18 protein-coding genes and 2 pseudogenes are annotated in these 22,068 nt (G+C 69.0%); 7 read left to right on the top strand and 13 right to left on the bottom strand.

All coding sequences use genetic code 11. The annotated features are described in order from the left end of the window. The first annotated feature begins 360 nt into the window (after positions 1–360). From DIE08_RS01500 to DIE08_RS01490, 3 genes are all read left to right on the top strand, one after another. Entirely contained in the window at positions 361–609 is a 249-nt protein-coding gene (locus DIE08_RS01500) for a hypothetical protein (protein ID WP_124900792.1), read from the top strand. Between the two features lie 339 nt (positions 610–948). Further along, positions 949–1,380, top strand: a complete 432-nt coding sequence (locus tag DIE08_RS01495; protein ID WP_124900791.1) for a CBS domain-containing protein — start codon at positions 949–951, stop codon at positions 1,378–1,380. Between the two features lie 64 nt (positions 1,381–1,444). After that, positions 1,445–1,945, top strand: coding sequence for a PRC-barrel domain-containing protein (locus DIE08_RS01490; protein ID WP_124900790.1), 501 nt, complete (start codon positions 1,445–1,447; stop codon positions 1,943–1,945). A 34-nt stretch (positions 1,946–1,979) separates the two neighbouring features. Here the strand turns inward: DIE08_RS01490 and DIE08_RS01485 are convergent, their stop codons facing one another. Continuing rightward, positions 1,980–2,609 carry a DUF4142 domain-containing protein gene (locus tag DIE08_RS01485; RefSeq protein WP_124900898.1) on the bottom strand — a complete coding sequence of 210 codons (630 nt, stop codon included), beginning with the start codon at positions 2,607–2,609 and terminating at the stop codon, positions 1,980–1,982. 100 nt (positions 2,610–2,709) lie between these two features. Next, positions 2,710–4,671 (bottom strand): ATP-binding protein, encoded by a 1,962-nt coding sequence (locus DIE08_RS01480; RefSeq protein WP_124900789.1) that lies wholly within the window; start codon positions 4,669–4,671, stop codon positions 2,710–2,712. Between the two features lie 356 nt (positions 4,672–5,027). On the opposite strand from DIE08_RS01480, the pseudogene DIE08_RS01475 reads away from it, so the two are divergent. Continuing rightward, positions 5,028–6,066: pseudogene (locus tag DIE08_RS01475) on the top strand (sigma-54 interaction domain-containing protein). A gap of 53 nt (positions 6,067–6,119) precedes the next feature. Here the strand turns inward: DIE08_RS01475 and DIE08_RS01470 are convergent. Then, entirely contained in the window at positions 6,120–7,919 is a 1,800-nt protein-coding gene (locus tag DIE08_RS01470; protein ID WP_124623965.1) for a methyl-accepting chemotaxis protein, read from the bottom strand. 248 nt (positions 7,920–8,167) lie between these two features. After that, positions 8,168–8,422 (bottom strand): DUF3562 domain-containing protein, encoded by a 255-nt coding sequence (locus DIE08_RS01465; protein ID WP_059599439.1) that lies wholly within the window; start codon positions 8,420–8,422, stop codon positions 8,168–8,170. Between the two features lie 586 nt (positions 8,423–9,008). Here DIE08_RS01465 and DIE08_RS01460 point away from each other — a divergent pair. After that, positions 9,009–9,419 carry a hypothetical protein gene (locus DIE08_RS01460; RefSeq protein WP_124900788.1) on the top strand — a complete coding sequence of 137 codons (411 nt, stop codon included), beginning with the start codon at positions 9,009–9,011 and terminating at the stop codon, positions 9,417–9,419. Between the two features lie 502 nt (positions 9,420–9,921). Here the strand turns inward: DIE08_RS01460 and DIE08_RS01455 are convergent. From DIE08_RS01455 to DIE08_RS01435, 5 genes and pseudogenes are all read right to left on the bottom strand, one after another. Further along, positions 9,922–10,857: a universal stress protein gene (locus tag DIE08_RS01455; protein ID WP_124900787.1), complete on the bottom strand. Its 936-nt coding sequence runs from the start codon at positions 10,855–10,857 to the stop codon at positions 9,922–9,924. 249 nt (positions 10,858–11,106) lie between these two features. Next, positions 11,107–11,559: pseudogene (locus tag DIE08_RS01450) on the bottom strand (amino acid permease); the annotation flags it as partial. A gap of 45 nt (positions 11,560–11,604) precedes the next feature. Continuing rightward, on the bottom strand, positions 11,605–12,630 hold the full coding sequence (locus DIE08_RS01445; RefSeq protein WP_059599472.1) for a DedA family protein/thiosulfate sulfurtransferase GlpE: 1,026 nt from the start codon (positions 12,628–12,630) through the stop codon (positions 11,605–11,607). Between the two features lie 166 nt (positions 12,631–12,796). After that, positions 12,797–13,303, bottom strand: coding sequence for a cupin domain-containing protein (locus tag DIE08_RS01440; protein WP_124900786.1), 507 nt, complete (start codon positions 13,301–13,303; stop codon positions 12,797–12,799). 357 nt (positions 13,304–13,660) lie between these two features. Beyond that, the gene (locus tag DIE08_RS01435; RefSeq protein WP_124623954.1) at positions 13,661–14,131 is read right to left on the bottom strand and encodes a universal stress protein; all 471 of its coding nucleotides are present in this window, start codon (positions 14,129–14,131) and stop codon (positions 13,661–13,663) included. A gap of 319 nt (positions 14,132–14,450) precedes the next feature. Here DIE08_RS01435 and DIE08_RS01430 point away from each other — a divergent pair, with 319 nt between their 5' ends. Next, complete coding sequence (locus DIE08_RS01430) at positions 14,451–16,562, top strand: PAS domain-containing sensor histidine kinase (protein WP_124900785.1); 2,112 nt, start codon at positions 14,451–14,453, stop codon at positions 16,560–16,562. After that, positions 16,559–17,206, top strand: a complete 648-nt coding sequence (locus DIE08_RS01425) for a response regulator transcription factor (protein ID WP_059599433.1) — start codon at positions 16,559–16,561, stop codon at positions 17,204–17,206. Before DIE08_RS01430 ends, DIE08_RS01425 begins: the two co-directional genes overlap by 4 nt. 51 nt (positions 17,207–17,257) lie before the next feature. Here DIE08_RS01425 and DIE08_RS01420 read toward each other — a convergent pair whose 3' ends face one another. The 4 genes from DIE08_RS01420 to DIE08_RS01405 form a co-directional block, all read right to left on the bottom strand. After that, entirely contained in the window at positions 17,258–17,668 is a 411-nt protein-coding gene (locus tag DIE08_RS01420; protein ID WP_124900784.1) for a lysozyme inhibitor LprI family protein, read from the bottom strand. Positions 17,669–17,939: 271 nt separating this feature from the next. Next, the gene (locus DIE08_RS01415) at positions 17,940–18,269 is read right to left on the bottom strand and encodes a DUF4148 domain-containing protein (RefSeq protein WP_124900783.1); all 330 of its coding nucleotides are present in this window, start codon (positions 18,267–18,269) and stop codon (positions 17,940–17,942) included. A 275-nt stretch (positions 18,270–18,544) separates the two neighbouring features. After that, positions 18,545–19,420: a PilZ domain-containing protein gene (locus DIE08_RS01410; RefSeq protein ID WP_124900782.1), complete on the bottom strand. Its 876-nt coding sequence runs from the start codon at positions 19,418–19,420 to the stop codon at positions 18,545–18,547. Positions 19,421–19,498: 78 nt separating this feature from the next. Further along, positions 19,499–22,063 (bottom strand): penicillin-binding protein 1A, encoded by a 2,565-nt coding sequence (locus tag DIE08_RS01405; RefSeq protein WP_185715821.1) that lies wholly within the window; start codon positions 22,061–22,063, stop codon positions 19,499–19,501. Between the last annotated feature and the right edge of the window lie 5 nt (positions 22,064–22,068).

Here is a 22,068-nt window from a genome sequence, read left to right as displayed (position 1 = left end):
CGACGTCGGGCGTCGGCTCGGGACGGTGCAGCATGGATTGCGTGCTCATGTCACTCCTGCGCGGCGGCTCGCGCGTGTCGATTGGCGTGGCGAGCACGCGCAACGGATGTGCCTGCCCGGCGGGGCCGCCGCGCATATGTCGAACCGTTCGCGTACATCACGGAAATCGCCGCTACGCACGCTCGCGTCGTAACGTATCCTTTCCCTGGGTTCAATCATCACGATGTCCTCTCGTCCACACCGGCTGCGGGCAGCCCGAATGGTCGCCCGCCCGGCCGCCTCGACGATTGCAAGCATCATGCCGCCCGCGCCGCGCGGGCACGGCGCTTGCGCTCCTCGTACCCGTAAGGAGGTTCGATCATGACCGCATCCGCCCCCGGCAGCCGCAACGCCGTGTCACCGGCTGCCGGCCCGCTCCCGCTGGCCACGTCGCGCAAGCCGTCCGAAGACAAGACGGAGGAACGCATCGACGAAGGGCTCGAGGAGACGTTCCCGGCAAGCGATCCGCCCGCCGTCGGCGGCGCAACCCGGATCGACCCCGCCAGGCCGTCAGGCGAGCGCGAACGTCGCGCGCCCGACGCCCCGCCACCGCCCCGCGATCACGGCTGACGGCGGCACCCGGCCCGCGATGCGCGGCAGCGCGGCAACGGGCCGGCTCAACCGGAGCGAACTGATGAAACGCATTGAACGTGCATGGCACGAAGTCAGCGGTGCCGCGGGCGTCGCGGCGCTGGCCGCGATCGAGAGCGCGCTGGTGCTCGCCATCGTCGTGATGACGGGCGTCGGCCACTGAGCGCAGTGCGCGGCCCGGCCACGGCTGCCGCCGTGGAAGATGTACAACCCGGCTGGCAAATTTCTCCGTGGCACGGCCGCGCAGGTCCGGCACCTGTCGATTGAACGCGGCACGCGTCCTGCTCCCGCATCGTCTCGCTCACGAAGGAGGCGTTCATGTATCGCGTCAATGAAATCATGTCGCGCGACGTGGTGTGCGTCGCGCCCACCGACACGATTCGCCATGCGGCCGAATTGATGCAGCGCTTCGACATCGGCGTGCTGCCGGTGTGCGACGGCACCGGGCTCGTCGCGATCGTGACGGACCGCGACCTTGCGGTACGCGCGCTGTCGCACGGGCATCCGCCCGATACCCCCGTGAAAATGGTCGCATCGGCGCCGGTGCAGTGGTGCGTCGAGGACGACGGCGTCGGCGACGTGCAGCAGCGGATGGCCGACATACAACTGCACCGGATGCCGGTGCTCGACGCCAACCACCAGATCGTCGGCATGGTGTCGCTCGGCGACATCGCGACGCGCGCGGGCGGCCCGGCACGCGACGAGTTGGCGAATACGCTCGAGGACGTGTCCCTGCCGCGCCGCCGCTGAGCGCCCCCCACCCGTGCTGCCCGCGCGCCTTATGCGCCGTGCCGCTTCGACCAGGAGAAAAGCGATGACAACGGACAGACCGTCGCGCACACAGGCGCGCATTGTCGGCGACCGCGGCCGTTCGGCCGGCGGGCCGGGGCCGGACGTGATGGCCGCCGGCACGCTGGAAAACGATCGCGTGCTGACGATGGACGGCGACGACATCGGCAAGGTCACGAACATCATGCTCGACGTCCACTCGGGCCGCATCGCGTACGCGGTCGTGTCGTCGGGCGGATTTGCCGGGATCGGCGACAAGCTGCTCGCGGTGCCGTGGAACGTGCTGACGCTCGACGTCGAGCGCCGCTGCTTCGTGCTGCCCGTTCCGACCGAACGGGTGCGCGACGCACCGGGCTTCGAGAAGGACCGCTGGCCGGCGATGGCCGATCCCGCGTGGGCCGAGGCGCTGCACGCGCACTACGGCGCGTCGCCGTACTGGCTGATCGAGGAAGGCGAGACGGCGCTCGACTCGCCGCCATACGAGGCGTCTCCGAACGGCCCGGAGAGCGGCACGCGACGCCACTGACCGACGCGACAGACGCGCGCGGCCGCCGTGCGGATCAGCGCACGGCCGCGATCGAACGCTCGAGCGCGCGCGCGGCGCGCAGGTGCGCCTTCAGCGTCGACAGCGTGTCTGCCGCGAACGCGCGAAGCTGCGGGTCGTGACCGTTGCGCGCTTCGGCTTCGTAGACCCTGATCGCCGCCTCGTGCGCGTTCGGTCCCGCCAGCGCGATGTAACCCTTGTCGAATGCGTCGCCTCGCATGGTTCGCAGGGTCGTCAGCCCCGGATCGACCAGCATGCGCGTCTGCACGGGCAGGCCCTTTTGCGCGCCGAGCCGGCGCAATTCCGCGGCCATGCGAACCTGATCGTCCACCATCCGGCGCGCGAAGGCCTTCACGTCCGGATTCGACGACCGATCGAGCGCGAGCTGGCTCGCCTCCAGCACCGTCTTGCCGACGATGCCTGCCTTGTCGACGAATTCCGCATCGATGCCGTTCGGCCGCCGCGTCATGTCCGCCTCGTCGGCGGTCTCGCCGGGACGGACGACGCCCGGCGCGACATGAACGGACGATGCTGGCGGCGCCTGCGCATGCGCCGGCGTGAATGCCGACGCGCAGAACGCGGCGAGCACGCCCGATACCAGCAAGCAGCCATTTCCGGCGAACGGGATCCGCACGATCAGCGGCATGCGCCCGGAGCGCGCCGGCTTGCCTCCCGGGTCGTCGCGCTGCGTGTTGTTCGATCTCTTCATCGCGCCTCCTGGCGGGTGTTGCGGAGGCCGTCGGGCGTCAGCGGTGCCGTCCGGCGGCCGCCACGTCGACGATCACGCTGGCCAGTGTCGGCATGTCGACCGGCTTGTCGAGAAACGCGTCGAAGCCGGCGGCCATCACGCGGTTCCGGTCCGCGCCCGCGTGTGCCGTTACCGCGACGACGGGCAGAAGCCCGTCGGCGTTCGGCAAATGGCGGATGTGGTCGAGCAGCCAGAAGCCGTCGCCGTCCGGCATCGCGAGATCGGACAGCACGACGCTCGGGTGCTGCCGCGCGACCACGTCGAGCGCGTCGCGCCCCGATTGCGCGGTCGACACCTGGGCACCCAGCGTTTCGAGCGCCGCCGCAAGACTCTCGCGCGACGTCGCATCGTCGTCGACCACCAGCACGCGCTGGCCGTCGAGCGCCACCGCCGTCGACGCCCCGCTCGGCCGTGAGGGTTGGCCGATCAGATCGTCCGCGCGCCAGTCCACCGGCAGCATGACGGTCACGGTCGTGCCACGCCCGACGCCTTCGCTCGTGGCCGCCACCTCGCCGCCGTGCAGCCGCGCGATGTTGCGCACGATCGACAGGCCGAGCCCGAGGCCGCGTTTCGGCGACGCGGACGCGCCTTCCGGCCGGTTGAACGTATCGAACAGATGCGGCAGGCGATCCGCGGAAATGCCCTGCCCCGTATCGGCGACCGACAGTCGCACGCGCGCGCCGGCCCGGGTCAGCGACACTTTGACGTGGCCGCCCGGCAGCGTGAACTTGATCGCGTTCGACAGCAGGTTCAACAGCACCTGGCGAATGCGCTCGCCGTCCGCATAGATCACGCAGTTGGACATCGCGCACGCGGTCGACAGTTCGAGTCCGTTCGCCTCCGCGCTCGCGTCCAGCTCGCGCACTGCCTCGTTCACGGCGCGCACCAGGTCGACGGGCGTGCGTTCGAGCCGCATCCGGCCCGTCGCGAACGATGACGCGTCGAGCAGGTCGCCGACCATCCGCGACAGCGACCGCGCACTACGATCGATCGCGTCGATCGCCTGATGCGCCAGGCCCTGGGCGTCGGCGCTGCGCAGCACCTCGACCCAGCCGTAGATCACGTTCAGCGGCGTGCGCAATTCATGCGACACGGTCGCCAGCAGTTCGTCCTTCAACCGGTTCGATTCGTCGGCCTGCACGCGCGCGTCGCGCACGCCGCGCAGCGAGCGCAGTTCGCGCCGCTCGTCGCGGCGTTCGTGCGCCTCGCGCAGCGTCATCGACAGGCCGGTGCAGTTGCCTTGCGCGTCGACGATCGGCGCTGCCGCGAAGGTCGCGCGAAAGCGGCCACCGTCGCGACGCACACACAGGATGTCGAGTGGGCCGGTGGGCGCGCGCGCGTTCGCGAACGACGCAGGAACGGGATGCAGCCGCAGCCAGCGCGGCGCGATCAACGTCGTGACGTCGTGTCCGATCACCGCCGCGACGTCGATGCCGAAGAGGCGCCGCGCCGCCGGGTTCCAGCTCGTGATCCGCCGTGCGGCATCGACGCCGACGATCGCGTCGGGCGATGCGTCGACCACGCGGCGCAGCAGGATGTCGTCGAGTGCGAGCGGCGCGCGCGCCGGTTCGCGGCTCGCCGGGCGCGCGTCATCGTCTTCGGCATCGTCGGCTCCGCGCAGCCGGTCGTTCGCGAGCAGCGGCTTGACGGCCAGCACGAGCATGCATTCGACGAAACCGATCGCAACGAAGACGCCGGCCCGCGTCAGCAGCGCGAGCAGCGGCACATCGCGCCACCACAACGCGCCGATCACGGCCGCGCTCGCGGCGGTCGCGGCCAGACCGCCGCCGAACGACGTCAGCCAGGCTGCGGCAGCGACACCGACGTAGAAAGGCAGCGGTGCAAACGGTTCACGCATGCCGACGGCGTGAATCGCCCACACTTGCAGCGCGGACGCCAGCCCGACGGCCAGCACGACCCATGCGCCCTGCCGAAACAGCTCGCGGGTAAAGGTTCTCATCGTTTCCCTGCATCGCCCTGCGACCGTCGCTCGACGGTATGCCCTCGAGCGGACCGGGCGAGCCTACGAGCCTTCGCAACGCGCGTACCCGCCGCATGGCGCGTGGCGACTTCGCGGCAAAGCCAGGTGTTGCACGTGCCGTCGCGCCGCGTCGCTCAGCCGCCTGTCGCGTTTGCCGAGAACGCGATGGCAGGCGTGTTTCGATTTTTCATACCTCGGCTGTAAAAAAGCATCATGGGGCGGCATCGGCAGCCGCCTGTCGGCATCGTGCCCTAGCGATCGCATATTTCTTCCGTCGTCGCACCCGACATTGGAAATTTCTAAATCGCGGCACCTTCCGTGCGGTTTCGCTGTCGATGATAGATATTGCAAAGAAGGGAGTGCGCGGTGCCGATTTTCAAAACGGCCCGCTGAACGCCTATGGTCGACTCTGCAAACCGTCCGAAGCCACGCGCCGACGCGCGCCGGCTGTCCGGCCGCTCCGCGGCGATGCGCACGCTGCTCGGCCGTATCGAGAAAATCGCTCCGACCCGCGCCAGCGTGATGATTGCCGGCGAAAGCGGGGTCGGCAAGGATATCGTCGCGCGGCGACTGCACGATCTGAGCGCGCGATGCGACGGGCCATTCGTCCCCGTCAACTGCGGCGCGATTCCGGCGGACATCGCCGAAGCGCAATTGTTCGGTCACGAGAAAGGCAGCTTCACCGGCGCGATCGCGCAACGCGAAGGGTTCTTCGAAGCCGCGTTCGGCGGCACGCTGCTGCTCGACGAGATCGCGGAGATGCCCGCGTCGCTGCAGGTGAAGCTGCTGCGCGCGCTCGAATCGAACACGATCGTGCGGGTCGGCGGCACCGAGTCGATTCCACTCGACGTGCGCATCGTGTCGGCGACCCGTCACAATCCCGCCGAAGCCGTGCGCGACGGCCGGCTGCGCGAGGACCTGTTCTACCGTCTCGCCGCGTTCGCGCTGTACGTGCCGCCGCTGCGCCAGCGCAACGGCGACGTCGAGGCGATCGCGCACGAGCTTGTCGATGCGCTCAACGTGCGGCACCACTCGCACAAGCGCCTGACCGACGCGGCGATCGCCGCGCTGCGTGCGTATTCGTGGCCAGGAAACGTGCGCGAGCTGCACAACACGATCGAGCGCGCGTACATCCTCGCGGACGACGGCATCGACGTCGCGCTGCCCAAGCCGACGATGTTGCCCGACCTTACGTCGGACGATGCGATGGCGCTGCCGCTCGGCGCGACGCTGCACCACGCGCAGCAGCGTTTCATCGCGGCGACGCTACAGCACTTCGACGGCAACAAGCCGCAAGCGGCGAAAGCGCTCGGCATCAGCCTGAAAACGCTCTACAACCGGCTGGCGCTGATGCGCGACGGCGGCCACGGCTGAGCGTCGCCGCGCGCGTGGCGCGCAGCGATCCGGCCCGCATCACGCGATGCAGGTCACGCGACCTTGAACTGTCCGACCGTCGTCGCGAGCGCGTTCGCCTGCGTCTGCAGCGCGGTCGCTGCAGCGGTCGACTGCTCGACGAGCGCCGCGTTCTGCTGCACCATTTCGTCGAGTTGCGTAACCGCGCGGTTCACTTCCTGGATGCCGCGCGTCTGCTCGTTCGCCGCGTGCGTGATCTCGGAGATGATCGTCGTCACATTGGCGACGTTCGACACGATTTCACGCATCGTGTCGCCGGCCTGGCGCACCTGTCCCGACCCGGCCGACACGCTCGCCACCGTCGACTCGACCAGCACCTTCACCTCGCGCGCAGCCTGCGCGCTGCGTTGCGCGAGACTGCGCACTTCCTGCGCGACGACCGCGAAACCGCGCCCTTGCTCGCCGGCACGCGCGGCTTCCACCGCCGCGTTCAGCGCGAGGATGTTGGTCTGGAACGCGATCCCGTCGATCACGCCGATGATGTCGCCGATCCGGCCCGACGCTTCCTCGATCTTCCCCATCGTCGACACCACGTCCGACACGACCACGCCGCCGTGCGACGCGATGCGCGACGCGGCGGCCGCCCGTTCGTCGGCCTGGCTGGCAGCGGCCGCCGACTGGCCGACCGTCGCGGTGATCTCTTCCATCGATGCAGCCGTTTCCTCGAGGCTCGCCGCCGCCGATTCGGTCCGCGACGACAGGTCCTGGTTGCCCGCGGCGATCTCGTTCGCGGCCGTGCGCACCGATTCGCTCGCGTCGCGGATCTGCCGCATCACGTCGTTCAGTTTGTCGACGAAGCTGTTGAACGAGCGCGCGATGTCGGCGACTTCGTCGCGGCCTTCGGCCGGCAGGCGCTGCGTCAGGTCGCCGGTGCCCGAGCCGATCGACGCCATCGCCTGGCGCACCTGCGACAGCCGGCGGAACGCGGTTGCAGTGATCGCGCCGACGATCAGCGACGCGACGCCCACGATCACCACCAGCGTGATCAGCGACGCGGTCAGCAGCGAGCGCATCCCTGCCGTCGCTTCCGACTTGTCGAGCAGGACCAGCGCGTACCAGTCGGTGCCCGGCACGGCCTGCGCGCGTACCAGCTTCGCGTCGCCCCCCACGTGCACTTCGACCGGCGCGACGGCCGCGGCGAGCGACGCGGCGCCCATGCCGCCGAGGTCGGGCGACACGTCGGCGACCGGCTTCAGCGTGAGCTTCGCGTCCGGATGCGCGACGACGTGGCCGCTGCTGTCGATCAACATCCCGAAGCTCGCGGGCGTCGGGTGGATCGACTTCACGTTCGCGATCACGCTGTCCATCGCGACGTCGGCCGCGACGACACCCTTCAGCGCGCCGTCGCGCAGGATCGGGACCGCGAACGTGACGACCAGGTTGCCGGTTCCCGCATCGACGTACGGCGGCGTGACGACCGGCTTGCCGGCCTGTGCGGCCTGCTTGTACCACGGGCGGCCGGTCGGATCGTAGTCGGGCGGGATGCCGGTGGGGTCGGAGAAACGGAACGTCTTGTCCGCATAGCCCGCGTACACATTCGTGAAGCCGCCGGCCGCGGCCATCTGCTTGAACACCGGCAGCGGATCGGGCGACAGCGCGGCGTCCTGCAGCGACGCGATCATCCGGCTTCGGGTCGCGACCCAGTCGCCGATGCCGACCACGTGGCCGCTGGCGACGGATCTCAAGTTTCGGTCGATCGCATCGTCGTTGTACGTGCGTGCGATGAAGTAATTGATCAGCGTGGTGGCGACGAGCGCGAATACGACGATGGCGACGCACGCTGCAAGAATGCGGGTGCGGAGGGACGAGAGCATGGCAACGACTCGGTAAGGGAGCGCGAACGCCCGGTGGACGAATTCACCGGGTAAACGGCATTCGCGCCGCTAACTTGAGGCCGTTGTGTCGATTCGATGAAACGTATGACGAAAAACGCCGGCGGCCGCGGGGGCGTTGTCGGCACGCTTGCGCGCAGCGGTTGCCGATACGGCATGCCTGCGCGTCGGCGTCGGTCGGCAGTCGGCCGCGGTCCCGGCGTCAATGGCGCTGGCCGCGGCGGGCCTCCTTACAGACGCCGACTGGTACTCGTATCCGGCTCCCGGTTCGGCGTACTGGCTGGCGTGTCGCGCTCGAGTTCGTCCTGTCTGCGCATCCGTTCGCGCAGGTGGCGGATCGCGAACACGTGGATGTAGTCGTGCACGCGGGCATCGGACGACAACGCCCGCACTTCGTCGTCGAGCATCGTGCGCAACTGGTCGGCGCCGATCGCGCGCTCTTCGGCGACGGCCTTCAAAGCATCAAGCAGATTGTCCTGTGACATCGACGAGCTCCTGACGGTCGAGGAACGAAAGGAAAATGACGCTACCGGAAGATTAGAGACTGGACAGCCGCCCGGCGTACGATGCGCCGAAGCGTGTTTGCGCGCGATCAACGGCACGTCGCGTGCCGCCGCGCCGATCCGTCGCTGGATCGGCTCGTGCGCAGGATTCGCGGCGCGCGTGGCCCGCGAATGACTGGAAGGATTGCCCACGCCCCCCGAGGCGCGGCACCGCCCATCGCGCGTACGACGAACCGTCGCGCGACGCCGATGCATCGGGAAACTTAGACCGGCCGAAATCCCGCGTCAAGCGATGATCACCGGCCGCGATTCGTCTGTTCGAATGCACCGGATCGGGGTGCCGCACATCGCGTGACGGCCCGCCTTGCGCCACCGCAACCGATCGTCGGCCCTGCGTGTCAGCGGATTCCGATACCGCGCGCGCAATGTCTGACAGCGACTTCAGCCCGCGCCGATTGGCAACGCGGCCTGGCCGGCGGATACTGACATCATGAACCAAGCGTTCATACCCGGTCATCGCTCAGCCGGCCATCGAGCCGGCACGCGGGGTCGGGCGCAGGAGACCATCATGGCCCATCGCAACTTCCCGGCGCGGGACGGACAGCGGCGCACACGCATGCTGTTCGCGACTGCCGCGCCGGTCGCAATCCGCCCGCCCGACGATCTCGACGCGTTGCTCGCGCTCGCGCGCGAATCGGGCTTGCTCGTCACGCTCGACGGGCAGATCGGCCGCGAGAAATACCAGAGTGTCGCGGGGTCGGTGCTCGCGCTGCAGCGCTTCGCCGCTGCCCTCTGCGCGCGGGCCGGCGCCGACGCACCGGTCGTCGTGAGGCCGCGCCGAAAGACGCGCCCCGGCTGGCCACGGTTGCGCAATCGCATGCCGGGCGGACGAGGACGGCTGCATGGCGTGCGTCGGCGCGCACGCGTATGCCGCGGCGCCCGCAGTCGGCACGACCTGCGAGCGCCTCACCGCGTGTAAAGACCGAAAGAAGCCGAACGCAGCCGATGCGGCACGGGGGCTGCGCGATGGAGACGAAGGCTGTCACGCCAATCGGCAACGACCGCTGCGCGCCAGCACATCGCGTGTCGCCACACGCCGTTCCGCACGGCGCCATCGGGCAAAACAATACCTGCGAGGAAAGTAGTCTGCACGGGGCCAGGAAGCGGACGGGGTGAAAATCACCCCGTCCGTCGTTCCAAGGCAGCCGTCGGCTGCCTACCCTCGCGCCAGAGAGTTCGTGATCGGCTGATGCGCCACGCGCTGCGTGGCACGACTCCGGAAATCGCTTGAAGCGCGAACAACAGCGTCGGATATGCGCCCGTTCGCGCGGTTCTGCACCCGACGTGTCGAATCGCCACGTCGCGCACGGACGACGGGCAACCCGCCGCCCCGGACGTTCTGTCACCCTCTCATGCGAGGCGCACGGCAATTCTGATCCAGATCAACGAAAGTCCGCTTCGCCACCATTGCGTCGCGATTTTCACTCCGCGCCGCGCACGAGCAGCACCGGCACCTGCGCGAGATGCGCGATCCGGCGCGCCACGCTTCCGATCAGCCAGGCGGCGATGCCGCGCCGGCCGTGCGTGCCGACCACCAGCAGTTCCGCATGCCAGTGCACCGCGTCGCGCATCAGCGCATGGGCGACGTCGTCGCTGGTCGGACGCGTTTCGACAATGCCGCGCTTGGTCGGGTTCCCCGTTGCATGGAACAGCGGGCCGATCCGTGCCAGCGCATCCTCGCCCTCCGCGCGATACGCATCCTCGAGCGCGCGCACCGGCACGAGATCCGTCAGACGAACCGCGCGATCCACGACATACGCCGCATACAACAGCGTCGTCGGCGCCGCGAAGCCGAGCCCGACGCGCACTGCATGCAGCGACGGCTCGCTGCCGTCCACGGCGAACATCAGGCGCTGCAGCGGTCCTTCCGACGGCCGCGTGTAGTTGGCGGGTACGATCAGCAGCGCGCAGCGTGCGCGCGAGGCCAGCGTGTCGGACACCGCGCCCTCGACGAGCCGCAACAGTCCATGGTGCGGATTGGCGCCGACCACGAGCACGTCGGCGTGTGATGCAGACGTGTCGTTCGCGAGTGCATCGGCCACCGTGCCGCCCGTGACCGACGTATCGATGATCACCTGTTCGATCTCCGCGCCGCTCCCGGCGAACAGTGCCGCGATGCGCTCGAGCGTGGCCTGCGCTTCGCGCGTCATCTCCTCGCGCGCCGAGGTCAGCAGCGCGTCGACGCGCGGAATGTCGGGCAGCACGAGACGCGGATTGTCGATCGCGCAGACGATGCGCACCTGCATGCCGGGACGCAGCAGCGTGCGCATGTAGCGCGCGGCGGCCAGCGACTCAGGCGTCAGGTCGACGGCCAGCGAAATTCGAGCGAGCGGCGGGATGGTCTGGCTGGATTGCATGGCGAAGGTCTCCTGGCGGACGCGTCGTCGCGGACGACGACCGGAGCTTCGCGCGGGCGGCTGCGCGCGGCGGACGAACGGCCGACGCGGTCGCAGGGAACGGCGGACGGCCACGCGAAGCGTGGGCAAGCGATTCAAACAGCATATGTCGTCCGGCCCCCACGTGCATGATCGCGATCAATACCCGTGCGGGCCGCGATGCGCCGCCGCGCGCGCGGCACGCGGCGCGGCGACTTTTGCCCGGTTTGCTTACGACTTCGTCGACGCGGGCGCGCCCGCGCGGTTCGCATAGAACACCGCGTATGCGATGCCGAGCAGCGCGATCCACGCCGGGCCGATCACGAGCGCGACACGCGTGTCCGGCGTGAATGCCATCAGCACGACGACCAGCGCGAGAAACCCGAGCGCAATGAACGAGCCGAGCGGATAGAACGGCACGCGGATCGGCAGGCGCGCGACCCTGTCGGCCGACAGCGTGCGGCGAAAGCGCATCTGCACGATCAGGATCACGCACCACGTCGAGATCGCACCGAACGTCGACACCGACGTCAGCCACGTGAACACCTGCTGCGGCGCCAGATAGTTGAGCAGCACGCCGATCAGCAGCAGCGGGACCGACACGGCGACGCCGTACACCGGCACACCGTTGCGGTTCACGCGACCGAGGCTGGCCGGCGCGTGGCCCTGCTGCGCGAAAGTGTGAAATCGGAGGCGAAATCGGGATGTGCGCGGAATCCCGCGCACGATTTACTTCGACAACGTCGCCCGCACCGTATATTCGCCTGCGAGCGCCGTATGCTCCGGCCGCACGAAATACCTCGATGAATCGAGATCGGCCGGCAGCGGCTCGACCGGATAGCCGTGCTTCTCCCACGCGTCGAGCCCGCCCTTCAGCGCCTTGATGTTGTGAAGCATCTTCTTGCGCTGCATCTTCGCGATCAGACGCTTCGCCGTTGCCTCGTTCGGGCACACGCAATACACGACGATCGGCCGCTTCAGCAGTTCCGGATCCAGCAGGTCCGGCGAATCGAGATCGACCGGCACCGCGCCGGCGATCCGATACGGCTCGCGTTCTCGAATCGCGCGCGGCCGCGCATCGAAGATCAGCGGCGGCTCGTTCGATGTCATCATTTCGACGAGCTGAGGCGGGGAGATGCGCACCTGCGCGAGGTAGCGCCGGAACTGCACGCGGCGCACCCAGCGGTAGAGCAGGAACGTGATGAAGATCGCGAGGAACGCGTCGAGGATCGTGCCGCCGCTCGCGCGCACCCACAGCACGAACTGCACGATCTGGTCATGCACGGCCGCGCCGCCGATGAGCCAGAACGCAGCCCACAGCGACGCGCCGGCCAGATCCCAGAACAGGAACACGCCGATGCCGATCGCGGTCGTGCCGAGCAGCGGCGCCGACACGAGGCCGAGGCCCGGCAGGAATTTGGAGAGGACGAGCAGCGGCGCGCCGTATCTTTCGAATACATTACGCGCGAAGCGCAGCGTCGTGTCGAGCGACAGCGAGAATCGCACGAGGCCGTTCAGCAAGCGACGGCCGCGCGTGCGGCCCATGAAGAACCACAGCGAATCGGCAAGCATCGTCGCGCCGATCGCCGCCGCGAACATGCTTGTCCAGGACGCCTGCCCCATCGCCGCCATCGTACCGCCGAGAATCAGCATCGGCACGGCCGGCACCGGCACGCCGAGCTGCGTGATCAGTACGCTCGCGAACACGGCCCACGGGCCGAGCGACGAGGGAATCGCAATGGGAAAGTGCCACACGGCGGCGCTCCTGAAAGACATGCTGACCGTGCCACGGGGGAGGCCGTCGATACGGCTGACAGCGATCGCCGCGGCACGTCCGCGGCAGATCCTGCACAGTCGTGCATTCTAAACGGGTTTGGCCGGGACCGCGCGGAACAGCTACGGTTGGAGGCGGCCGCCGCGCTCACGCGTCGGGGCGCTGCGCGAGCCCCGCCACGTATTCCGCGTATTCGGGGAACGTGGCGGCCAGTATCGTCGCGTCCGCGAGTTCGAATTCCGCGAACTCGAACCCTGGTGCGACCGTGCAGCCGACGAGCGCGACGTGCTCCGGTGACGCGCAGCGCGCGCCGAACCAGCGCCCGGCCGGCACGACCGCCTGGAATACGGTGCCGGGATGCGTGAGCGGGTTGCCGAGCCGGTGGATCGTCAGCCCCTCGTGCTCGTCGAGCACCCACACTTCGAGCGGATCGCCTGCGTAGAAGTGCCAGACCTCGTCGGAACGGATCCGGTGCCACGACGAATACGCGCCGTCGCACAACAGGTAATAGATTGCGGTCGACGCCGCGCGTGGCGCGCCGTCGGCCGGACGCACGACCGTGTCGGCCGCACGGTAGGTTTCCCGGAAATAGCCACCCTCGGGGTGCGGTTGCAGATCGAACTGGTGAATCAGGTCGGCGGCGGAGATCGGCATGGCGGATGACGTCGGTGAAGGATTGAACCGGGCACGCGACGCACGGCCTGGCCAATCGGGAACCCCACCGGCCGACGTCGCGTGCCGCTGCGTCGATCGCCGCGGCCATGCACGCGGCGACTGGATCGCGCGCTGAACGCGGCGCGCGACGATGAAGCGAACACCGGCCGATGCTGCCAGAAGTGCGGGACGCGACGCAACCGGCGCTACGCGATCACACCGTAGCGACGCAGCGGCGCAAGATATCGGCGGCACGTCGATCGATGCAGCGGACGCACCGCCGCACCCGCCGTCACACTGCCATCCGCGCGACAGCCGCCTGCCCGCCGCTCACGGCGCGACGCCGCACCGCGGTCGTCACGCAGTCGGCGCCGCGGCCTGCTCGTCGTGGCGCACCAGCAGCACGGGCCGATCGGCCGCGCGCAGCAGCGATTCCGCGACGCTGCCGAGCAGCAGCCGGCGCAGGCCGTGCCGCCCGCTCGTGCCCATCACGATCAGATCGGCGCCGGCCTCGGCCGCCGTGCGCATCAGCACCGCGGCGATGTCCTCCCCGTACGCGTCGAGCGCGCGCACGGTGCCCGGCACGTGCCGCTGCGCGAGGGCCGCCTTCGCATCGTCGAGCACGAGCGTCGCCGCTTCGGCTGCCGCCGCGTCGCCGTCGTGTTCGGCCGCGAAGCCCGCATCGACGTCGACGAGCTGCGGCCGGTGCTCGACGACAAACGCGCACGTGACCTCGCCGCCGGATGCCGCCGCGATCCGGATCGCCTCGTTCAGCGCGAGACGCGCACTCGGGCCCCCATCGAGCCCGACGAAAATCCGCTTGTACATGGTCCGCCCTCCGACCGGAAGCCCGTCGCCCATCCCGCGAACGACGCCCCCGTCACCGCAAGCCGGCCCGATGCCGGCTCGCCTGCCGAACAGTCTGCCCCACGTGCGGACGCACCGGTTGACGCGTATCAATCGCGGCCGGAACGCCCGCTGCACCGCCTGGCTATCTCATTTTTAACTGACCCTATTACAAAAAACGTGTAAAACGCGCACAATTTCATCCTGAAAATAGTTGCCGCACGCGGCCGGTGCGATTTTTCCCGGTTATACCGCGCCGCCCGAGTGCCACGGGCGGCCCCGACACCAGAATGGCCATCGAATGACCGCCAGTGGAACCCCGCCGCGTGACGCCCGAGGGCCCACGCGCTTCCAGACCATGTTACGCCAGCCGCTCGCGGCTGGCGTCGTTGCGCTGTTCGCGGGCGCGGCGCTGTCGCTCGGCGTTGCGCTGCTCGTTCGCGAGCAGTGGCAAGGCGCCGTCCATACGCGCTTCGAGCGACGCACGACGCACGTGACGGCGATGCTGCGCCACGAGCTGCAAGCCGCCGTCGCCGTGCTCGAAAGCACGCGCGGCGCGTTCGCGCTCGCGCCACAGATGACGCCCGAGCAATGGCGCCGGTATGCCGACACGCTCGAGCTCGACAGCGGGCGTTCGCCGATCCGGCAGTTCGGCTATGCGCCGCTGTCGCCCGCGGCGCGCAGCGCCCTCGGCGGCCACGCGCCGATGCCGGCCGGCCCGCTCGCGGTGGCGACGCTCGGCGCGCCCGCGTCGAGCTCGGCCGGCGTGCGCTTCGGTGCGCCGGATCAGGCCCCCCTCGCGCGCGCGCTGCAGACCGGCGATGTCGCACTCGGCATCCATTCGGCCGACGACGACACATCCCGCGATGCGCGCACCCTCACGCTGTTCGTGCCCGCCACGGCTTCATCGCGCACGGGCGCCGCACAGTCCGGCGCCCGTGAAACCGGCGCCGACGGCGTGCTGTTCGCGCAGGTGAGCCCGAATCGCCTGATCGAGCGCGCGCTCGACGCGGAGCGCGGGCTCGACCTGAGGATGAGCGCCGGCGACGATCCTCGGCCGATCGCGAGCGCCGAGACGACGACCGACGAGGCTTTGGCATCGCCCGACCTGATGCGGCGCAGCGACCAGCTGAATTTCGGCGGGACCGTGCTGACGCTCGCCTATTCCGCAGACGGCCGCCCGAGCGCGACCGGCGCGCAGCGCGCGGCGGGCACGGTGCTCGCCGCAGGGCTGATCGCGTCGTTCGCGTTCGCGGCACTCGTCCATGCGTTGCTGCGCGGCCGCGCCGGCACCGCGGATACGGGCGCCAGCAGCCGCGGCATCCTGAACGAGGCGCGGATGATGGGCATCATCCGTTCGTCGATGGAAGCGATCATCACGATCGACGAGAAGCAGACGGTCGTGATCTTCAACCCGATGGCCGAACAGGTATTCGGCGTATCGGCGATGGAGGCGATCGGCGCGCCGCTGTCGCGCTTCATCCCCGAGCGGTTTCGTGCCGCGCATGCGAAGCACGTCGACCAGTTCGGCGTGACGGGCGTGTCCGAGCGGCAAATGGGCCGTCAGCGCGTGCTGTTCGGGCTGCGCGGCAACGGCGAGGAATTCCCGATCGAGGCGTCGATCTCGCAGATCCGCGACGCGTCGGGCAAGCTCTACACGGTGATGCTGCGCGACATCACCGAGCGGCAGCGCGCCGAGAATGCGCTGAAGCAGTCGCGCGAGGAACTGCGCGAGCTGTCGGCGAATCTGCAGAACGTGCGCGAAGAGGAAAAGACCCGCATCGCGCGCGAACTGCACGACGACCTCGGGCAGCAGCTCACCGCGCTGAAGATGGACCTGTCGGTCATCGAGCAGCAACTGCGCGCGCCGAACCGTGCGCAACCCGACGACGACGTGCTGTCGCAACTGCAGGGCATGCGCCGGCTGATCGACGCGACCGTCGCGTCGGTGCGGCGCATCGCAGCCGATCTGCGCCCCGTGATGCTCGACGATCTCGGCCTCGTGCCCGCGATCGAGTGGTTGGCCAACGACTTCACGAACCGCTACGGCATCGACGTCGAACGCCACATCGAAACGGGCGGGCTCACGTTCACCAGCACCGGCGCGACCACGCTGTTCCGGATCGTCCAGGAAGCGCTGACGAACGTCGCGCGCCATGCGGATGCGACGCGCGTCGCGCTGCGGCTCGACATCGAGGAAGGCTTCTGCGTGCTGCGCGTCGCGGACAACGGCCGCGGCGCGGCACCGGGCGGCACCGCCCACGAGGACAAGTCGTTCGGCCTGATCGGCATTCGCGAACGCGCACACATGCTGGGTGGCAGCGTGACGATCGATACCGCGCTCGCACGCGGCTTCTCGATCACGGTCGCGTTCCCGCTCGGCACCGTTCAACAGGAAACCACCCTCACATGATCAAGGTGCTCATCGCCGACGACCATACGCTCGTGCGCGACGGTCTGCGGCACATTCTCCAGAACGCCACCGCATTCGAAGTCGCCGGCGAAGCGTGCGACGGGCCGTCGACGATCGCGCTGATTCGTTCGACGCCCGCGCAGGTGCTGGTGCTCGACCTTTCGATGCCGGGCCGCAACGGCGTCGAGCTGATCAAGCAGATCAAGGACGAGAAGCCCGCGCTGCGCGTGCTCGTGCTGACCATGCACGCGGAACAGCAATACGCGGTGCGCGCGTTCCGCGCCGGCGCGTCGGGCTACCTGACCAAGGAAAGCGCGAGCGCCGAACTGGTCGGCGCCGTGACCAAGGTTGCCGCGGGCGGCGTCTACGTGAGTCTCGCGATGGCCGAGCAGTTCGCGCAGAGCCTGAACGAACCGGCCGAGACGCTGCCGCACCAGCGGCTGTCCGATCGCGAGTTCGACGTGTTCCGCCGGATCGCCGCCGGACAGACACTGACCGAGATCGCGCAGGCGCTGTGCGTGAGCGCGAAGACGGTCAGCACCTACAAGACCCGGATTCTGGAAAAGATGCAGATGCCGCACGAAGCGGCGCTGGTCCGCTACGCGATCCGGCACAAGCTGCTCGACGAAGCGGACGACGTCTAGGCGCACCGTGCCGGCCGCGCGGCGTGCGGGCCAGCCGGACGTTGCACGGCCTTACTTCCCCGGCACCGGACAGGCCAGATCGCCTTCCTCGCAGGACAGATAACCCTTCAGCGTCTCGTTGCGCGTCTTGGTCAGATCGTCGAGGCAGGTCGACACGACCATCGGATACACGCTGCCGCCTTCGGCGTTCGCGCTGGAGAAGTTGCATTCGGCGTCGCGGTAGGCGATCCACGCACGCTGCGCGTTCACGAGTTTCTCCGCGAGCGGCTTCGCATCGCGCAGCCGTGTGGTGACGGCCTGGTAAGTGCGGTTCAGGTCCGCGTCGGATTTCTTGTACGCGCGATCGGCGCACGCCGTCATCGCCGCCTGATCCGTCGCGTCGGCACAATTCGCCTGCGCATGGGCAACGTTCGCCGTCAGCGCCAGCGCCAGCGCGCACAGCAGACCGGTCAAGACACGCATGGATGCTCCTGTTTGTTTTCGTTGAAGTCGTGGAACGTGATGCCTGGCTTGCCGCCGCGCCTCGGTGCGCGACCTCGCCGGCCGATGGGCGCGAACTCCGTCGCGGCCGCCGCAGCGTGGCAATGCCGCCCGCGATGCTAGCGCACACGCGATGGATTGTCAGCCCGCGCCACGCTTGCCGCGCACGCAAAAAAGCCCGCACTCGACACGAGTGCGGGCTTTTCGCTACGGCTTTGCAGGCGGCCCGGCGGCCGCGCGGCGAACGGCTTGCTTAGTGACCGAAGTACACCGACGAACGATCGGCTGCTGCCGGCACGACCACGCGCTGGCCCGACTGCGACGACGCGACCGGGCTCGGGCCGTAACCCGTTGCGTCAGCCTGCGCACCGGTGTTCTGTGCCGCGGCGATCTTTGCCTGGGCGGCCTGGATGTTTTCCGGATAGTTGATCCAGTCGTTCGGGTTGTAACCGGCCTTTTCGAGCTGGACCAGCTCGGCACGCACTTGCGCGCGCGTCAGCGGCTGCTGGTTCGATTGGGCGAACGAGACGACCGGTGCGGCCACCAGAGCGGCCAGTGCAACTGCCTTGATCAGCGATTTCATGATGCGTTACCTCCAGATTGTTTTGTCAGGCGCTTCGGACTCGGTAGTCGTTGCGCATGAATGGAAGTCTAGGAGGCTTGCCTATCAGGGTAAATACTTAAATCGCAAATTCACTGTTGACCGAATCCGTACAATTGCCACGCATTCGGTCGAAACATCAGAGGATTATGGCCGCATCCGAACCCAATATGCGGCAGCATGCTTTCGCCCGGGGATCGACTCGCCGGGCGGTGGACAACCGCGCCGCGGCTGCCAGGTTTGCCCCGTTCAAGGCATCAGCGAACCTGATCCGCGTCAGTGGCCCCCATGGACAGGTCGAACAGCAACGCCTTGAGGCGAATCCGGTCGTCGGCAGCCGTTTCGTCGAATGCCGCGTGGTGAAGCGCCCAGCCCGGCACCACCGGATCGGCATGCACCGCGCGCACCGTGCCGTCGAGCGTGAGCAACGCGACACGATCCTCATCCGTATACGGCAACTGCACGTGCAACGGTTCGCCGGCCGCCGCGAGCGCCCGGTCGAGCGCGATCGACAGCCCGTTCAGGCTGAGATCGCGAACGATCCCGATACCCTCCGCGTGCACCGGCCCGCCCGTGCAGCGGGCCGCGATCCGTACCTGGACGCGCGGCTCCGCGCGCGTGCGCAGCCGGTCGACGAAGCCCGGCGGCGAAAGCACCATGAACGGCGCGGCGCCCGTTGCCTGCACCGCTTCGACCGTCGCACCGAAACGCGACACCGCCGACCGGCCGATCGCAACTGCCTCGACGTCGTCGCCGCGGGCAAAGTCGAGCACGACCGCCGGCTGCGGCTCGACGAACAGCGCACCCGATGCGCCGATCCCGATCAACCGGCAGCGCTGCAGCACGCGGGTCGCGCCAACCCGCCGCCGGATGCCGATCGCGGCGCCGGCCGACAGCCCCATGCGCGCGGCCCCCGGCACGGTGTCGGGCGCCGGCACGGCGGGCTCGGCGTCATCGCGCCGGCGGACGGGCTGGAAGTGATCAAACAGGAAAGCATGCTGCGCGGGATCGTGCAGCGTCGTGCCGGCGGGCAGCAGCGCGGCGCCGCCCGCATCGTAGAGATCGAAGCCGAGCGGTACGCCGGCGGGGACGTCATCGCGCGCGAGCGAGACGTGATCGGTGATGTGCCGCATCGGAAGGGCGCGGAGCGACCGCGCGAGCTGTCGTGACAACGTTATTACGGCAGCATCGCGCGAAATCTGAACGTCTCGTTACTCCGAACCGCTGGTCGCACCGGGCGAAACCGGCGCCGGGGCTGGAGCCGCCGACGGAGCCGGTACGGCCGAAGGTGCTGCCGGGGCGGAGCCGAGGCCCCCGCCGCCCGTGTTGCCCGCAGGCGTCGCACTGCCTCCCGCCGCCGCCGGCTGCGCGGCCTGCGGTTGCGACGCGCCCGACGACAGCGCGGCGGCCGATGCAGCCACCTCGGACGCCGGAACCCACTCCTCGACGATGCCGCCGGATGCCGCCTCGGGCGCCGACGCAGCCGATGCGGCCGACGCCGGGACGGCGTCCGCCTCCGGCTGCCGCTCGATGCGCTGCGTTCTGACGGGCGCCGGCGCCTGCTTCGGCTCGGGCCCGAACCACCCGTCGAACAGATCCGTCACGCGTTCGCGCACCGACGCGAACCAGCCGGGCGACGGCTCGGTATCGAATTTCAGCTTCGCGTCGACGATCCGGGCGCGTTGCGCGCGCTGGAAGAAGTCGCCAACGATCGGCAGTGCGCTGTGCGCGCCTTGCCCCCAATAGTCGCTGCGCAGCGTCACGCGGCCGTCGTCGAAGCCGACCCACGCGCCGGCCACCAGCCCGGGCTGCATCAGAATGAACCAGCCGTCCGCATTGTCCTGCGTGGTCCCGGTCTTGCCGGCCACGTCGCCGCGAATGCCGAAGCGCGTGCGGATGCTGCTGCCGGTGCCGCGCGTCACCACGTCGCGCATCACGCCGAGCAGCGTCTTGTCGGTCTCGGCGTCGAGCGCGCGCTCGGGGGGCGCCGGCGCATATTCGGCGAGCACGTCGCCCTGGCGGTTCTCGATGCGCGTCACCATCTGCGGCTCGAGGTACAGCCCGCCGTTCGCGATCGTGGCGTACGACGCGACCATCTCCTTCAGCGTCACTGGGCTCGTGCCGAGCGCGAGCGACGGCACGCGCTCGAGCGGACTTTCGCGCACGCCCATGTCGCGCGCGAGCCGCGCCACCGCCGCCGGTCCGACCTTCTCCATCACCTGCGCGGTGATCCGGTTGCGCGACAGCGCGACCGCGTCGCGCAGCGTCATCGGTTTGCCCGACGGCGGCACGTCGTCATTCGGCCGCCAGATCTCGCCGCCCTTCAGCGGAATCTCGACCGCCTGGTCGATGAAGGTGTCGTCCGGCTTCATCCCGTTCGCGAACGCGACGCCGTAGACGAACGGCTTGAAGGTCGAGCCCGGCTGACGCCGCGCCTGTGCGACGTGATCGAACGGCTCGTTGGTGAAGTCGCGGCTGCCGACCCACGCGCGGATCTGCCCGTCACGCGGATCGATCGCGACGAAGCCGGCCTGCACGTCGGTCTTCGCCTTGCACAGCGCGCGCATGAAACCGCGGTCGGCGGCGAGTTGCTTCATCGCGACGGCATCGTTCTTGCCGGCATCCTGCGCGGCCTTGTACTCGGGCGACTCGCGCATGAAGGTGCGGAACACCTCGTTGTCGGTGCCGCAACCGTCGCGGCCGCCCCACGCGTTGTTCGCGATGCCCTGCAACTGGTTCGCCTGCAGCGTCAGCGCCTGGGTCGCCATCTGCTGCAGCCGCGAATCGATCGTGGTGCGCACGACCAGCCCGTCCGAGTAGATGTTGTAGTCGTTGCGGTCGGCCCAGCCGATCAGCCATTTGCGGAGTTGCTGCGCGAAGTGCGGCGCAGGCCCGGGCGGTTCCTTCTGGCGCTCGAAATCGATGCGCAGCGGCCGGCGCTGCAACTGCGCGAACTGCGCCGGCGACAGCTTGCCGTACTTCACCATCTGGCCGAGCACCGTGTTGCGCCGCTGCAGCGCGCGCTCGGGGTTCAGCACCGGGTTGTAGTAGCTGTTGCCCTTCAGCATCCCGACGAGCGTCGCGCTGTCCAGCACGTCGAGCTCGTCGGCCGACTTGTCGAAATAGGTGCGCGCGGCCATCTCGACGCCGTACGCGTTGTACAGGAACGGCACCGTGTTCAGGTAGGTCTCGAGGATCTGGTCCTTGCTGTACACGGCCTCGATCTTCAGCGCGGTGATCGCCTCCTTCACCTTGCGCGTGAGCGTCGGCGCGCGGCCGATCTCGTCCGGATACAGGTTGCGTGCGAGCTGCTGCGTGATCGTCGAGCCGCCCTGGCGGCTGCCCGAGAACGTATGGAGCGCGGCCGACGCCGTGCGCTTCCAGTCGAGGCCGTGGTGCTCGTAGAAGCGATGGTCCTCGGTCGCGATCAGCGCGTCGACCATGTGCGGCGAGATCTGCTTGAGCGACACCCATTCGCGGTTCGACGGCTTGAATTCCGCCAGCACCTTGCCGTCGGCGGACAGCACCTGCGCAGGCTGGTCGACGCGTGCCTTGCGGATGTCGCCGATGCCGGGCGTGAACGGAATCAGCACCAGCACGTACAGCAGCAACAGCGCCGGCACGGCGGCGGCCGCGCGCAGCACGCCGCGGCGCGTCGGATGACGGAGATGGCGCCAGGCGATGGCCAGGACACGCTTGACGGGCACGGCGGCAGCGGCCGCGACGGGTTGGGCGCGCGCGACCCATTTGGCACAGAGGTCACGCACTGACGACACGTTTC

The sequence above is a fragment of the Burkholderia sp. Bp9004 genome (assembly GCF_003858025.1).
Classification (GTDB): domain Bacteria; phylum Pseudomonadota; class Gammaproteobacteria; order Burkholderiales; family Burkholderiaceae; genus Burkholderia; species Burkholderia diffusa.
This window is presented reverse-complemented; position numbering and strand designations above follow the sequence as displayed.